The organism is Chryseobacterium sp. c4a (assembly GCF_009900745.1).
In the GTDB taxonomy this organism is placed as follows: domain Bacteria; phylum Bacteroidota; class Bacteroidia; order Flavobacteriales; family Weeksellaceae; genus Chryseobacterium.
Genome location: NZ_WXVU01000005.1, coordinates 26,082 through 40,607, shown reverse-complemented (window position 1 = coordinate 40,607; position 14,526 = coordinate 26,082). Strand labels below are relative to the sequence as shown.

Below are 14,526 nucleotides of genomic sequence, written 5' to 3'. Positions count from 1 at the left end.
ATTTGTTTATCCGCATACTGTAGACCGCAAATTGCAGACACAGCACATTTTTATACACTCGTCTAAATATAGAGAAAATTATAACGCTCTACACCTGAATATGCTTGATTATATTTTATAAAATTGTTAATTCCAGCAACTTCGGTTATTTCTGTTGTTTGAAAATGACATCCATTGTTTCAATGCTTTGAGATGATTGAAAATTCATAGATATTTAGTTTTCGGATTAACAAAAACTTATTCCTTTAATAGCCGTAAACATCTTGTCGCTGCATGACGTTATGGGCTAAAGATGCGAGTTTTTTCCATGAGCCACAAATTTTTATGTAAGTTCATAAACAATTAAAAAGCACGACTTTAAAAAGTGATGCTTTCTCAGTATTGATACCTGATTTCGATTTTTTTAAAATTTACAGTTTCTTTTATTGATGTCCGTTTAATTCAATTTACTTATTAAATTTGTCTAACTAATGATTAATTTGCATCAATGGATCTACAACAGCTCAAATATTTTCTGGCATTGGCAAAAGAACTTCATTTCTGGAATACATCTGCGAAAATGAATATTACACAGTCTGCATTGAGCCGAAACATTCAGTCTTTAGAAAGTGAACTGGGTGTTCAGCTGTTTTACCGTGATAAGCGAAATGTGAAACTTACCCCGGCAGGAAAATTTTTGCAGGAAAAATGGAACGATGAACTTAGTCAAATGGAGGCTTTTCATCAGTTGGCCAGACAAATTCATTTAGGTGAATATGGAACGATAAGAATTGCGCATCCCGACTCTATTTCCTCTTCAGTTTTACCTGATTTTGTAAAAAAGGTTTCAGCGGCTTTTCCCACTCTTAATCTGGAATTGTTTCAACTGACTAATGAAATTCAGGAGGAGTATCTTAAAAATTACAAGATAGATCTGGCATTTTCCCGTGATATCAATACGTATTCTGGAATTAATGAAAAGAAATTAAATCAGGAAAATCTGTCTTTAGTGGTTCCTGAAAATCATCATTTTATAACGTTATCTGATATATCTGAAGAAACATTGAAAGAACAAAAATTTCTTCTGACAACAGGAGATGATGGCAGCAGTTACAATTTGCTGATTCAGGAAGTTCTCAATTTTTACAACATCAATCTTGATTCTTATATTCGTTGTGAGTTTGGATCTACCATTATTTCATTAATTAAAAACGGATTGGGCATTTCGATTCTGCCACATTCTTATCATCTTCATCAAAATACCGGAATCCGTTTTATACCTCTTCCTTTTGTTACTGATTTGTACATCCAATGGCGAAAAGACGACCCTAACCCGATTCTCAAAAATATTCTGGAACTAGTTTAAAACCATTTCTATATGCGGAATTCCATCTTCATCGTAAGGATCTCCTACTTCTTTAAAGCCTAGAGCATTGTAAAATTTCAGCAGGTACAACTGGGCGCTGATCCGGATTTTTGATTCCTTAAGGATATCCTGACAGCCTTTGATAGAATGTTCCATCAGCTGTTTTCCTAATCCCAGTCCTCTATACGCTGTACCAATCACAACACGGCCAATTGAAGCATCTTCATAGGTTAAACCATGCGGAACAATTCTGGTATACCCTGCCAGATTTCCATCGACTAAACACATCAGGTGGTGGCATTTTAAATCTTTATCATCTATATCCTGATATACACAATTTTGTTCTATAATAAATATTTCGCTTCTTAATTTTAATATGTTGTAGAGTTCGATAGTGGATAATTCTTCGAATGATTTTATAAAAAATTCAATTTTCATTTTGTTGCTTTTTAAATTCATTTTCATCATAATATCGGTCTGTTCTTCATTTCCGAGTCTGAAAATATGCCTATCAAACTCTCTAAATCCATTTTTCTTATAAAAGCTAATAGCCTTTAAATTGTTTTCCCAAACACCCAGCCAAATATAATCTGCATTTTTTTCTGTGGCTATGGCCATCGCTTTGTCATAAAGAGCCTGCCCTACTTTCTTTCCGTGAAAATCTTTAGAAACATATATCCTTTCAATTTCAAGCGCATTATCTTTTTTCATTTCAGTTTGCGATGAGCCCATGTTGAGTTTTAAATATCCTATGACTTTATGATTCAGCCTGGCAAAGTAGAATTCGGAGTTTCTGTCGTTGAGTTCGGCAAGAAGCTTTTCTGTGGTAAAACTTGTTTCCAGATATTGCGCCATACTTTCTTCTGCGTTATCCTTAGAGAAGGTTTCAGAGAACGTTTTTTTACTGATCTCCTGTAATTCTGTTATATCATTTTCTGTAATTTTTGTTATCATCATTTCCATTTTCTATACGATCTATTCCTAGTTTAACCAATCTCTTTATGGCAGCAAAATTAGCCCATAGAATAATGCAGAAAAATGCTATTTTTTAATTATTTGATCTGTTTTTTGCATTAAAAGAATGAACGCAAAGTTTATTTATAATTTCGCTTTATGGTAAGGAGGCAAAGAAGAGAATCAACAAAACTGATTCGATGAAGCAAACATTTTAGTCTCATGCATGTCAAGAAAATTCAACTGGATATTTTAGACCTAAAACAATTTATCAAACTCACTTATAACCATTTATATTTAAGTATAATACATTATGTTATAATCTTCAATACATTAAACCCGATTGAAATAAAATAATGAATACAAATATCTGTATATCTAAAAAAAATCATCTTATTATAGAGAAAAATAGAATTAGTCAGAATTTGACATAAACAGCTTTAACCAAATATAAAACACTGAGATTAAAAACATTACAAGCCTGTTTAAAATCCATATATTTTAATAAAATATTACAAATTAATTAATTTTATTTAATTATAAAGGTATTATTTTATTTTTTTATAAAAAAAAAGGTTATATTTGACATACCCAAAATCACACCTTAATATGAAAACAAAATTTACACAATTCAGTGCTAGCTTTATTGTTGGCCTCTCTTCTGCCCAAGTAAGTTTCAATACAAAATTACCCAAAACAGTACCTTAATATGAAAGCAGAATTTACGCAATTCGGAATGCTTCTTATTGCTGGATTCTTTTCTTCCTAAGTAGGTTTCAGTAGATATTAACCCAAATCAACACCTTAATATGAAAACAAAATTTACGCAATTCAGTGCGCTTTTTATCGCTGGATTCTCATTTGCCCAAGTAGGTCTTAACACCAGTGTACCCAAAACAACAATGGATGTCTCTGCTAAAAGAGATACTTCGGGGCTGATTACCGACAACACCCAAACATACGGATTACAGGCTCCCAGACTTACAAGAGCTGAGCTTACAGCCAATACAGGCACCTATGGCAGCAATCAGGTAGGAGCATTAATTTATATTACGGATGTCACCGGTGGAAACGCTACAGGACAACGCATCCTTGTTAATGCTATAGGCTATTACTATTTTGACGGATCAGTATGGCAGAGACTTACCCAAGCCACAAATGCCATCGCACCAGTGATTTCTGCATTACAATGTACTACAGCGTACTTAAATCCTTCTACGTATACTGCCGGTACTCCTTTCAATGGAAACCTGAGAGTTACCTATAACCAAGGGAACGGAGGGTCGTATAATTCAGGTGCTCCTTTTACAGTGAACGGATTAACCTTCCAGCTAAGACCAGGAACGTTAGAGTTTGGTGATGGCGAATTGGTATTCTCAGTGACCGGAACTCCTACCACGGGTAATAATATGACTATTCCTATGAACAGCACTACAGTTCCTTTCTTAACAGCTGCACAAAACTGTTCTGCTACAGTGGGAAATACCAGCCGTGCTGACATTTCATCTGTTGCTGTCATGGGATATGCCACTCTGACAACTGATCCTAATGGGAAACAAGCTTATACTTTCCCTCTTACAACTCCAGATGGTAATTATTCAATTAGGGTAATATTTGATACCACAAGTGGGACAACGCTTGCCAACCCTAATGTACAATTGTTTAATAACACAGGTACTACCGTTAATCTATATTGGAATTATAATACCGAATATGGTGGTTATATTGGTGCAGCGGTAACAACATCCGGTATTACCTCAGGAGTATGGGGCGGTATGTATGATTCATCAAATACCTGGTACCCTCAAGGTACAGGGCCAATGGGAACCGCTTACTGGGGGAATATAGGAATTATAGATGGAGCTAGTGGCGGCCCTGAGCATAGAAGATACACCTGGATAGACAGTAGTCCTTCTTCAAAAACAGCTTATACAGCAACCATTATGGCGGGAGCTCCTACTTCAGGTAATGCCCAACCCAATCTTACGAAACTATTCATAAAGATAGAGCAAGTAAAAGCACAATAATATAAAGCACTAAAAATAGAATGCCCCAAAAAAAGTTAGGCCCTTTTTAGGGGCATTTTTATTGATTACATAATTGTTAAGGGTTGAAGAATTATTAAGAACATAGCTAAAGCTATTGATTCAGTGAAATGCTTTATCCATCTTTGATGAACTTTAACTTTCCTTAAAAACACATCATCAATACATTAATCATCTGAATCAATAATTTATAGACGATCCTCTTATCCTGAATTGATGTCAGCCATTTTCTTTTCTCTCTTTCTTTGAATAATAAGGTGTGCGGCATCCAGCATTTTAACTGTATGAATGTAAGGCATCACGATATTCCTTCCGGTAGATTTTCATAGATGCCCATTGAGAAATAGACGATTCCGGACATAAAATAATCAAATTCTTTGAGGGTATATGCTCTGAATGCTTTTTTGAAAACCAACAGCGGATTCCGGTATTCCTTCTCCGAAAGCAGGCCAAGAACCCACGGGGAAATCTTTTCCGGTTGTGTGTCAACAACCCATTTCCTTTCTTTCAGCATCATGAGATAGCCTGCCCGGATCAACGACCTCATCGACTGCTGAAACTGGAAGATCACCGCCGGATCTTCATGGATCCAACTATTTCTCTTTACCGCATAATTCATCAAGTTGCTGAGCATTTCTTTGGAAAAATCAAGCTCATTGAAATGGAAGAAGTTTTCCATCAGCTGCAAGCCGGAGTGCTTCTTATTTACCCGAAATCGGGAACTAAATCTGTTTTTATTTTTTTATAAATGTAAGAAAAAAACAATTAAAACACATATATGTGTTGATGAAAAATTTTAGAAAGTCCAACATTTACTAAATGTATAAATGGGAAATAGAAGAATTAAAATTTCAAATTGGAAAGCTTATTCAATTATATAGGCTTAAAAGGGGACTTTCTCAGTTTCAGCTTGGAGCTTAATATCTCCAGTAACCATGTTGGGAGAATTGAAAGAGCTGAAACTAACCCAACCATTGAAAGTCTTGTTGTATTCTGTAATTTTCTTGAAATTGATCTATTGTATTTATTTACAAAACTGAATGAAAAGGAATTAAAGAAGATTGAAAGTGAAATCGATCAACTGCAAAAAGAATTTAAAAATCAAAATAAGAGAAAATCCTGACGAAAGTTGGGATTTTTTCTTTTACGGAAATCCGTAAGGATATGATTTAAAGCCAATTTACCTTTGGTTTTATTAATCCCAAAATTATTTATTATGAGCGATGATTTAAGTAAAAAAAGACCACAAGATGCAACAAAAGTGAATGTGAACGAGAGTTGGGAACTAGAATATTGGTCAAAAAAATTTGGTGTTACCAAAGAACAATTGAAAAATGCAGTTAAAGCTGTTGGAGTTTCTGCTGCCGCAGTTCAAAAGTACCTTGGAAAATAATTCAAGTTTTCAATAAAAAAATTTTTGCTTAAAAAATCCCAACTTTCGTTGGGATTTTTTTGCAAAACAATATCTAATTCTATATTCTTATAGGCATTATCTTATTTTTTCACCAGCTCTACTCTACGGTTTTGAGCCTTCCCTTCTTCAGAATTATTATCCGCCATTGGATTTTTGCTTCCGAATCCGTCTGCTGAAAGTCTTGTTTTATCAATACCTGAAGCAGCGATAGCGTTCAATACGGCAGTAGCACGGTCTTTTGAGAGTTGGAGATTGTGGGCATCATTTCCACTGTTATCTGTATAGCCGTTAATGGCAAGTTTCAAATTGCTATCGTTTTTCAGAACTTTTGTGATTTCATCTACGGCTGTTTTGCCATCGGATTGTAAGCTCGCTTTGTCGGTATCAAAATTAATATGCAATACTGCCTTGCCTTTTGCATCTAATTCTTTTTTAATTTCATCAGATTTTAGGATCGAAATTGTTTGTTTAAATGGTGCTTTCTGTAGAATTTGTATTCCTCCTGTAGAAGTATTTCCATAAAGCTGAATATAAATATCATCACCATTGGTTCTTCTGATGACATACACTTTTACAGGTTCGTTCCAATAGTCTATAGAACCTTCCTCGCCAAAGTATTTGGCATCATCTTTTATTCTGTCAAGCTCCTGTTGAGAAACTTTACCATCAAATATTTTTACGCCGCCCACTTTTGTAATCGCATCATCATAGCTTTTCAAAAAATACGGCAATGACCATTCTTCTGTATTGCTTTTCTCATTGACGATATACGTTTTCCATACTTTTCCTTCTATTGGGGTCATTACGCCTTTAAGTGGAAAAAACAGCATGTCATAACTTCTTTGTATCGGTTTGTTCTGGGATTCCAGTCCTTTGGGAAAACTGAAAAAAGGAATTTCACCCACCTCAGCTGTGGAAACCGGTATAGAGTTGATATCAAAACTATTGGTTCCTCCCGAAGATTTTTCTGCATCAGTGGTATTTCCTATGGCGATAGTATCCTTCGCAGTATCTGTTTTTTGTTCAGCTTTTTTGTTACAGGCAACAAGTAAAGTGCCTATTGATAGAATAATCAGCGTCTTCTTCATTGTAATAATTTTAGGTTTTTGGTATATAATTTTTTAAAAATAGTGGGAGATCAAACAACACGAATCCTTTTTCATTAAATCGTTCGGTATATTTTACTGTACTATTTTTTGCGGCACTAACTTACAAATAAAATACGAATGAGGAAGTACCTAGATTTAAGGATTTTAGTGATTAAAAAGGTAATGTGCGGATGATTTTTTCTGACATAAAGATTTTATTTTTCACCAAAAAATAATTTCAAGCATGACCTATTGAAGGATATAAAAAACAGCTGAGTTCACCAATCACTGATATTGCTTCATCACAAAATCCATTGGTCTGTCAAATCCTGTTCTTAGATCATTAGGCTGTATCTGTATTTCAACGTCCGGTTTAATTCCTTTTGGATCATTGATGAAGTGAGGTGTTCTCATCCTGTATTGAAAAGTAGGAATCCAAACCAACGTTTTGGAATAAGGCAAAATAAAAGCCTGGCCGCCCGCATTGCTGTAATTACTTCCTTGTGAATATTCTCCGTAAAATTTCCCAATTTTATATTCCTTCATCAATGCTAATAGATGCCCGGTAGTTGAAAAACATCCGCCATTGATTAAAACACTGATCTTCCCTTTGTAAAAATTGGGTTTGTTTTGTTGGATTTCAAACCACCAATCATCTGTACCGTCAGTTTCCATGGTGCAATGTAACCCGTTTTTGAGTTTTGTCTCATTCAGGTTTATTTCTTCGATATTGTCGGGGTATTGGGTATAATGTTTCCAATCTTTTACACTTTTATATTTTGCTCCTACATAATCCAAATAGTAATAAGGAGTACTGGCTAAATAGGAAAATAAATAGTTGGCAATATCTGCAGAACCACCGCCATTATCTCGTAAATCGATAATTAAATTTTCAGTTTTTAAACTGTCAAGTTGTGCAAAAAAGCGGTCTAATTGTTTCTCGGCAACTTTTCTGTCCGTTACATTATATCCATTTTCAAATGAACGAAATTTTAAAACAGCTAAGTCTTTTGTTTTGAACTCTGTTGTTAAGGGTTCTGTCTTTTTTGAAATAATACTGGTGTAGGTTTTAAAGGGCATTCCCTTAAAGAGACTTTTCTGTTTCCGTTTATTATGATTTACATATTCAATTTCAAATTTTTCTGTTTGATCATATATAAAATAATAAAAGGGGAAATTACTGAATCTTGCATTTAATCCTGTTTCATTTCTGCCTTCAAGATGAATATATTGTTTTATCTCATTTACCACAGAATGGATATTTTTTCCATTTATTTTTAAAATTCTCAATCCGGCGTATTCCTTATTCTCCTGAGATGATTGATCCAGATAATAGTTATCCTTTATTTTATAGATGCTGAAAGGAAAAACTAACCTATCATTGAGTAAACCTATAATCTGTCCTCTATCAACTGCTGTATGTCCGTCTTTAATCTTGGCCATTAAGGTGGCCGTTAATTTATAATATTGAACAGGTGAAAGATCTGTTTTTATAGAGTTTTTTAAAGAGGAATACGTTTGATCAAATTCACTTTTTGAACAAAACATAAATTGTCCGGGATGAATGGTATTTGCTAAATGATAGAGTTCTGTAAACTCAGCAACAATACTGTCTTTTTTCAGTGATTTGCTAAGCAACATTGTCTTTTGTAATGCTGTATTTTGCCCAAAAGCAAAATTGATTGTGAAAAGCAAAATTGGTAATAATATCTTTACATTCATCTTACCTATTTTCTTTACTCTACAACCATGAATGATCAGTATATTGATGGGAAATTTCATTTGATCAGCTTATTATTGAGCAAGAAGGTTTTAATATCGTTAGCAACTTCATTTGGACGTTCGTCTTTTACGCCATGCCAGGTATTTTCATACACTTTATGAACAATAAAAGGCTGGTGTTCCTGTGTAAGCTTAATATTTTCTTCTTTAAAATCGAACCAGTCATTTTTACTAACAGGATCGAAAATGAGCATAGGTTTACTCAGATTTCGATAGATAATTGAAGGATTTAACTGGTGAGTTGAAGCTCCGAAAGCCGTTTTGGAAGTAAAAGGAGTATAAATAATTGCAATATTTTCTTCTGCCGAATTTTCTCCGGTAAGTTCTTCTGCTCCGGGATTTATTTCATATTTCCCGTTGGCATTTTTCTTGATTCGGGCATAAGAAGTAAAAATTTCTTTTTTCAGTTTTTCATTCTCTTTCCCTTTTATCCCCCAATTGTTATACATAAACCAGTAAGCATCGAACTCATTATCAAAAACCATTGCCTTTTTGTTGGTATAATATTGTTTTGTTTCTGCAATATCTTTATCAATGTCATTTGCTTTTGTCTGGAAATCCCAGGCTACAGAGCCTCCGTCTTCTAAAATAAGAGCCTGAACCATGTCCGGATAAGTATCATAAAATGCAGAGCTTATAGTACCTCCTCTCGACCAGCCTCCGATAATTGCCTTTTTGATCTTCATTGTATCTAAAAGAAATTTGATATCATCTGCAACGTGATAAATAGAGAGATTTTTTGGAGAAATGGGAGTAAAACCATGTCCGTAGTAATCAATGGCAATGACATGCAAATTCATTTTCACCAATTGGTCTATTATTTCGTATAGCTCATACCCATTGCTATACGTTCCGGGAATCCAGACAAGGGTTGGATTATTCTTATTCCCCCACTCCAGATAATGCATCCTTACATTATTGGTCTGAATATAATTTCCATGTTGTTTTTCGTATTTTTCAAATTCTGGTTTCAAATTCCGGAACAAATTCCGTTGTGTAATAGAATCTGCGGAAGTTTTTGTTTGAGCATTTGTTGAGACATATACAATGAAAGAAAGCAAGAGAATGATTTCTTTTTTTATAATTCGCATGGTTTTGGTTTTTTAGTATTTCAAGGAGTTAAATATAAATAAAAACACTCACTTTACAGAGAAATATAATTATTGCATTTAACTTTATTATGCTCCTTTTATTAAATCTAAAATTCTTAACAAGATTATTCTTTACTCACGCTTTCCATTAATATAAGCATACATTGCTGTAGCATGGCCATGCCCCAATTCAAAGTCTTCCTTTAACCAATTGATTATTTCTGTTGCTTTTATTCCCTTTTTAATTTTACCTTCTTCTGTAAATCCTTTTTCAACAGCTAAATTCTCAAAATCAGAACGGGATTTTCCGGTTTTCTCTTCAATATTTTTAATGTAAGTTTGAAATGACATACTATTTTATTTTTTGGTTAATTTCAAATATACACTTTTAAAATAGGTACTCAAGCAAATTAATTAATATCAAAATCAGACAATTAAGACTTCTAAAAGCTCTATAATCTAATAATTTTAGAAAACCTAAAGACCATTCTGCTTATTAATTCCTTTTTATAACTTCTTTTACTCCGCCTTTTGTCAGAATTATAGAATTGTAAAGACCTTTACTATCCGGAATAAATTCCACTGTTCGATCATTATTATCTGCTCTAAAAAATTTGGTCTTAGACTCTGGGATAAGTTCCATCTCTGTATTGTTAAAATAAAGTTTACCGTCCATTTTCAATATGGTCATTTTATCATACTGACCGATATATTTATCGTATAAACTTGTATCAATTACAATTTGATGGTGTTTGTAAGGAAGTTCAACCTCTTTTCCCAATACGATGGCGGAAAGTCCGTAACTTATGATATGGGAAAATGATTCGTTATTAGAAAGTACAGTTACAAAGAGCTTATCATCTGTAAATCGGTTAAAAGAAGTTATGGTACCAAAAAAACCACCATCATGAGCAATTAATTGATGTCCTTGATTATAAAACGGATTGATGATAAAGCCATATCCCCAATTTTCAGTGCCATAAGGCGTAAACATCAGTTTTTTCATCTGTGTGGAGAGAATATCAGTTCCATATAAAGCTTTATCCCATAAGCCAAGATCTTCAACAGTAGAATAAACACCATCATGACCTACATTAATTTCCCAATTGATGTAAGGATTGAGCATAAGTCCGTTTTCTGAATGGCAGTAAACCCTTGCCTTTTTTTCAACAATCGATTCATTATTACTGACTCCGGTGTTATTCATCCCTGCCTTTTCAAATATATTCTTCTTTAAAAAAACAGCGTATTTCTCACCTGACACTTTTTCAATAATCTTAGCCAGTAAATAATAGCCAATATTACTGTAGCTGCTTTTCATTCCGGGAGAAAACTCATAAGGCATTTTCTTAATTTCGGCATAAGCAGAATCTTTATTCATAGAACTTAAAGCGATATCTTTAAAACCCATAGCAAGCCCTGAAGTATGGGATAACAACATATGAATTGTAACACTATCGGCTTTGGGGTAATCAGGAAAAAATGTACTCAGCTTATCATCAAGGGATAGTTTCCCTTTTTCAACCAGAAGAAGTATAGCTGTGGCGGTAAATTGCTTCGTTACCGAAGCCAGCTGAAATTTAGTATCAATGGTGTTTTTAATATTCCATTCGTAATCTGCCAAACCATACGCTTTTTGTAGTAAAACGTGGCCGTCTTTCTTCACAAGGACTGCCCCACTAAAATTATTGACATCCACCTGAGCCTGCATATATTTTGCAAGATTAGCTGATATATCTTTCTGCCCAAAGATAAGAATTGGGAATACCAGTATGAGTAGGATTAGCTTCATAAATTATGTAATGATTTATTAGGCTGTAATGTTACAACTTAATCAATACCTATCATTGTATTTTTGTAAACCTTCTAAATAAACATCCATTTTATGAGATCTTTCTCAAGGGTTGTTATTTTTGAGAAAAAAACTTTTGGCGTAAAACCTGTTAATTTTTTAAAATCCCTGATCATGTGTGACTGGTCAAAATAATCTAAACCATAAGACAATCCTACTCTATTTTTGTCGTCAAGCTGACTTTGAATAGCTGCCCTAAATCTGATGATTTTTTTGAGCTGAGAGGGTGTTTTACAAATATGTTGATCAAAATGCTTGTTTATGGTTGTTCGTGACCTACCTGTTGTATAAGATAAATGGGTCATCGATTGATTGACATTATCAGTATGAAGCATTTCGTTTAGTACTTCCGCTAACAAAACATTCTCAAATGGACGTAGTTTTGAAAGCCAATATAATTCTATTGCCCGGATTTTTTCGTTCGGATCTTTCATGGAAAGAATAGATGCCATGGTTTCTTTATAATCCTCATAGGGATTAAAATCAGGAAAACTTCCTTCTGAGTAATCTCTTAAATTATGGGGTATAAAAGAATTGATCCCTAATGGTTTAAAATAAGTAGTAATTTCATTGATTACACCTTCATAACTAATCAATACCGGTTCATTAAAATTACATACCAGATTAGTTTCAATGGGATTGGTCTTACAGTATCTTATCGTCATTTTATCTTGGATGATAAGAGTTTCTGTATTTTCACTAATTGTGACGATTGTATAAATGCTTGGAAAGGTAAAATAAGTCGCAGAGGACTCTTCAGCGGTCTGTTCGAGGATATAAAAGCATTCAATATACTTTTTTAATATGGGATTTTCAGGTTTATAGATTTTTATTGTCATTCTTTTTAGCTTTTATGTTTATGTGAATCCCATCCGGTTCAATTAAACATTATCCTTTTCCTTACATCAGGAAAGATACAAACTAAATCCTCAATAGTATTCAAACCAGATATAGACTCATGCTTTCTCAAGACAATATTCTGAACATAACACTCAATTTAGGTTTATGAATTTGATAATAAAACATTGTATTATTTAAAATTTTGGCGACAACCTATAACCGCCAAATTTTTATAAAATATCCATCACCCATACTCCGGTTCATGAAAACATTTTTATAAAATGCAGTATTTATACGTAATCGTAAAAAGGAAATTTAAAATAAGTTTGTGCATCCAATTCTTGATATCTTAATGATTCAGTTTATCACAAAACAATGAAATATGATGATAATTTATTAAAACTACATATCAAAAACTAAACTCAAATAACCGGAACCATGAAAATTAAGCAAATCTATTCCCTGATCGCTTTTTGTACAACTTTTGCAACCACATTTGCACAGATAGGGATTAATACCAACACTCCACATGCAACATTAGATGTTACAGGAAGTACAAGCCCATATATGAAAGATGGTCTTCTGCCTCCAAGAGTTTCTAAACAGCAATTAGCAGAAAAAGAGTATGGGACTTATAGTAGTGATCAGATAGGTGCCATTGTTTATATTACAGACATTATTACTCCTACAGGACTCATACCTAGTGTAGCACAAGTAGGCAGTATTCATAATACTGGCTATCACTATTTCACAGGGTTGCAATGGGTAGCCATTTCAACAAACATTTATAATTCAGATGGAAATCTTTCAGGAAACAGAGTCGTAACACAAGATGCTAATACACTAGCATTTACGGCCAGTTCTGTTAACGGCTTCTCTATTGATGGATCTACTTTTTCCATAGATGCAGCCAATCACAGAACCGGATTAGGAACTGCTTCTCCTGAAACAAGATTTCATGTAGTCTCTAGCATTCCATCTTTAAACAGGTACAATTTGATGGATGCTACTGCTGGAACCAATCCATACGGAATTGTAGCTTTAAGAAACACTTCAGCTTTGGCCACAGGAAATTATTCATTACTTGGTTTTACAAATAGTGGCCCATCTTCGGGAGGTGCCAATTGGGTATTAGGATCTATCCGTACAGGATCAACATTAATCAATGGTTCAGAAGAAGACTTCTATATTGGAAACTCCATTGGAGGGAGTTCGATTGAAAGAATGAGAATTAATGCGATCACAGGAAATGTAGGTATAGGTACCTCCTCTGCAACGAATAAACTCCATATTAATGCTACAAATCCTATAAGGCTGGAAGGTCTGCAGGGAGCTTCAGGCACCGTTGGAAGTTTAAGTGTAAACAATACAGGCGTTGTACAATTACGAAATTCATCTAATGTTAGTGCAGCAAGAGGAACAGGTACAGTGATCATAACGTTAAATAATGTATTCACTAATACAACAACCTCTGCAAAGACATTTGATAATCTTAACGAAATGTCAGGAAATACTTTTACGGCAAGTGCAACCGGTTTATATAAAGTAGATTTTATGGTTAACTATCCTCAAAGAAATGCGAGTGAAGACGATGGAGATGGGTATACAGGATTTACTCAAATCAGTTTAAACGGAATCCAACAGTCTTTTACAAGCACTAAAGTTGCTCTACCGGAACAAACTGGAGCTCCTTCATTTATTACCTGTACAAATTCGGCTCTACTCAAGATGAATGCAGGCCAGATTCTATCATTTCAGGCACTTACTTTTGGATCAACTCCAAATTCAACAAATATTGTAGCTCCTTTCATCATTAGTGTAGCTCGATTAGAATAAAAATACACAGATAAAAATTCCCATTTATCTTTATCAGGCAAAATTCTATTAACACAAAAAATCATCATTTGCTTAAAGTGATGATTTTTTTATTATTCCAAAAGATTAATACTATCCATAAGGGGTTATATACGTCACAGAAATAGGCTTTTTCTGGCTAATGCTCACATAAATGAGTAACTAGAATGAATAATATATAAATGGATTTTCAGTTTTTATTGATTTTTCAGTTGATGATAACTACCATAATCATTGAAAGAAAGTTCAGGATATTTTTTT

The 14,526-nt window shown here is 33.9% G+C and carries 13 protein-coding genes; 5 read left to right on the top strand and 8 right to left on the bottom strand.

The features are described 5' to 3' along the window. Positions 1 to 487: 487 nt before the first annotated feature. The gene (locus GTR01_RS08895) at positions 488 to 1,345 is read left to right on the top strand and encodes a LysR family transcriptional regulator (protein ID WP_160137495.1); all 858 of its coding nucleotides are present in this window, start codon (positions 488 to 490) and stop codon (positions 1,343 to 1,345) included. On the opposite strand, the gene GTR01_RS24840 is transcribed toward GTR01_RS08895, so the two are convergent. Continuing rightward, entirely contained in the window at positions 1,337 to 2,302 is a 966-nt protein-coding gene (locus tag GTR01_RS24840) for a GNAT family N-acetyltransferase (RefSeq protein ID WP_317167591.1), read from the bottom strand. The two genes, GTR01_RS08895 and GTR01_RS24840, sit on opposite strands and share 9 nt — an antisense overlap. An 806-nt stretch (positions 2,303 to 3,108) precedes the next feature. Between GTR01_RS24840 and GTR01_RS08885 the strand changes: the two genes are divergently transcribed. Continuing rightward, positions 3,109 to 4,326, top strand: a complete 1,218-nt coding sequence (locus tag GTR01_RS08885) for a hypothetical protein (protein WP_160137493.1) — start codon at positions 3,109 to 3,111, stop codon at positions 4,324 to 4,326. A 316-nt stretch (positions 4,327 to 4,642) separates the two neighbouring features. Here GTR01_RS08885 and GTR01_RS08880 read toward each other — a convergent pair whose 3' ends face one another. Continuing rightward, entirely contained in the window at positions 4,643 to 5,023 is a 381-nt protein-coding gene (locus tag GTR01_RS08880; protein ID WP_160137492.1) for a hypothetical protein, read from the bottom strand. A 177-nt stretch (positions 5,024 to 5,200) separates the two neighbouring features. Between GTR01_RS08880 and GTR01_RS08875 the strand changes: the two genes are divergently transcribed. Both GTR01_RS08875 and GTR01_RS08870 read left to right on the top strand, forming a co-directional pair. Beyond that, positions 5,201 to 5,467, top strand: coding sequence for a helix-turn-helix domain-containing protein (locus GTR01_RS08875; protein ID WP_160137491.1), 267 nt, complete (start codon positions 5,201 to 5,203; stop codon positions 5,465 to 5,467). 93 nt (positions 5,468 to 5,560) lie between these two features. Continuing rightward, positions 5,561 to 5,737: a DUF3606 domain-containing protein gene (locus GTR01_RS08870; RefSeq protein ID WP_160137490.1), complete on the top strand. Its 177-nt coding sequence runs from the start codon at positions 5,561 to 5,563 to the stop codon at positions 5,735 to 5,737. A gap of 101 nt (positions 5,738 to 5,838) precedes the next feature. Here the strand turns inward: GTR01_RS08870 and GTR01_RS08865 are convergent, their stop codons facing one another. The 6 genes from GTR01_RS08865 to GTR01_RS08840 form a co-directional block, all read right to left on the bottom strand. Then, a complete protein-coding gene (locus tag GTR01_RS08865) occupies positions 5,839 to 6,846 on the bottom strand; it encodes an OmpA family protein (RefSeq protein WP_160137489.1) in 1,008 nt (335 codons plus the stop codon). Between the two features lie 285 nt (positions 6,847 to 7,131). Beyond that, a complete protein-coding gene (locus GTR01_RS08860) occupies positions 7,132 to 8,628 on the bottom strand; it encodes a S41 family peptidase (protein ID WP_228452191.1) in 1,497 nt (498 codons plus the stop codon). Continuing rightward, complete coding sequence (locus GTR01_RS08855) at positions 8,625 to 9,719, bottom strand: alpha/beta fold hydrolase (RefSeq protein WP_160137488.1); 1,095 nt, start codon at positions 9,717 to 9,719, stop codon at positions 8,625 to 8,627. The genes GTR01_RS08860 and GTR01_RS08855 overlap by 4 nt, the downstream gene beginning before the upstream one ends. A 132-nt stretch (positions 9,720 to 9,851) precedes the next feature. Beyond that, positions 9,852 to 10,070: a DUF4287 domain-containing protein gene (locus GTR01_RS08850; RefSeq protein WP_160137487.1), complete on the bottom strand. Its 219-nt coding sequence runs from the start codon at positions 10,068 to 10,070 to the stop codon at positions 9,852 to 9,854. A gap of 145 nt (positions 10,071 to 10,215) precedes the next feature. Further along, positions 10,216 to 11,511, bottom strand: a complete 1,296-nt coding sequence (locus tag GTR01_RS08845) for a serine hydrolase domain-containing protein (RefSeq protein ID WP_160137486.1) — start codon at positions 11,509 to 11,511, stop codon at positions 10,216 to 10,218. Between the two features lie 74 nt (positions 11,512 to 11,585). Further along, entirely contained in the window at positions 11,586 to 12,410 is an 825-nt protein-coding gene (locus tag GTR01_RS08840; RefSeq protein WP_160137485.1) for a helix-turn-helix domain-containing protein, read from the bottom strand. A gap of 439 nt (positions 12,411 to 12,849) precedes the next feature. Between GTR01_RS08840 and GTR01_RS08835 the strand changes: the two genes are divergently transcribed. Continuing rightward, positions 12,850 to 14,247 (top strand): hypothetical protein, encoded by a 1,398-nt coding sequence (locus GTR01_RS08835; RefSeq protein ID WP_160137484.1) that lies wholly within the window; start codon positions 12,850 to 12,852, stop codon positions 14,245 to 14,247. Positions 14,248 to 14,526: the final 279 nt, after the last annotated feature.

Excerpts from the sequence above, each read along its gene's own strand:
- GTR01_RS08850 (WP_160137487.1), bottom strand. The coding sequence starts at position 10,070 with ATGTCATTTCAAACTTACATTAAAAATATTGAAGAGAAAACCGGAAAA.
- GTR01_RS08835 (WP_160137484.1), top strand. The coding sequence starts at position 12,850 with ATGAAAATTAAGCAAATCTATTCCCTGATCGCTTTTTGTACAACTTTT.
- GTR01_RS08895 (WP_160137495.1), top strand. The coding sequence starts at position 488 with ATGGATCTACAACAGCTCAAATATTTTCTGGCATTGGCAAAAGAACTT.
- GTR01_RS08870 (WP_160137490.1), top strand. The coding sequence starts at position 5,561 with ATGAGCGATGATTTAAGTAAAAAAAGACCACAAGATGCAACAAAAGTG.
- GTR01_RS08885 (WP_160137493.1), top strand. The coding sequence starts at position 3,109 with ATGAAAACAAAATTTACGCAATTCAGTGCGCTTTTTATCGCTGGATTC.
- GTR01_RS24840 (WP_317167591.1), bottom strand. The coding sequence starts at position 2,302 with ATGATGATAACAAAAATTACAGAAAATGATATAACAGAATTACAGGAG.
- GTR01_RS08865 (WP_160137489.1), bottom strand. The coding sequence starts at position 6,846 with ATGAAGAAGACGCTGATTATTCTATCAATAGGCACTTTACTTGTTGCC.
- GTR01_RS08840 (WP_160137485.1), bottom strand. The coding sequence starts at position 12,410 with ATGACAATAAAAATCTATAAACCTGAAAATCCCATATTAAAAAAGTAT.
- GTR01_RS08880 (WP_160137492.1), bottom strand. The coding sequence starts at position 5,023 with ATGGAAAACTTCTTCCATTTCAATGAGCTTGATTTTTCCAAAGAAATG.
- GTR01_RS08845 (WP_160137486.1), bottom strand. The coding sequence starts at position 11,511 with ATGAAGCTAATCCTACTCATACTGGTATTCCCAATTCTTATCTTTGGG.
- GTR01_RS08855 (WP_160137488.1), bottom strand. The coding sequence starts at position 9,719 with ATGCGAATTATAAAAAAAGAAATCATTCTCTTGCTTTCTTTCATTGTA.
- GTR01_RS08860 (WP_228452191.1), bottom strand. The coding sequence starts at position 8,628 with ATGAAATTTCCCATCAATATACTGATCATTCATGGTTGTAGAGTAAAG.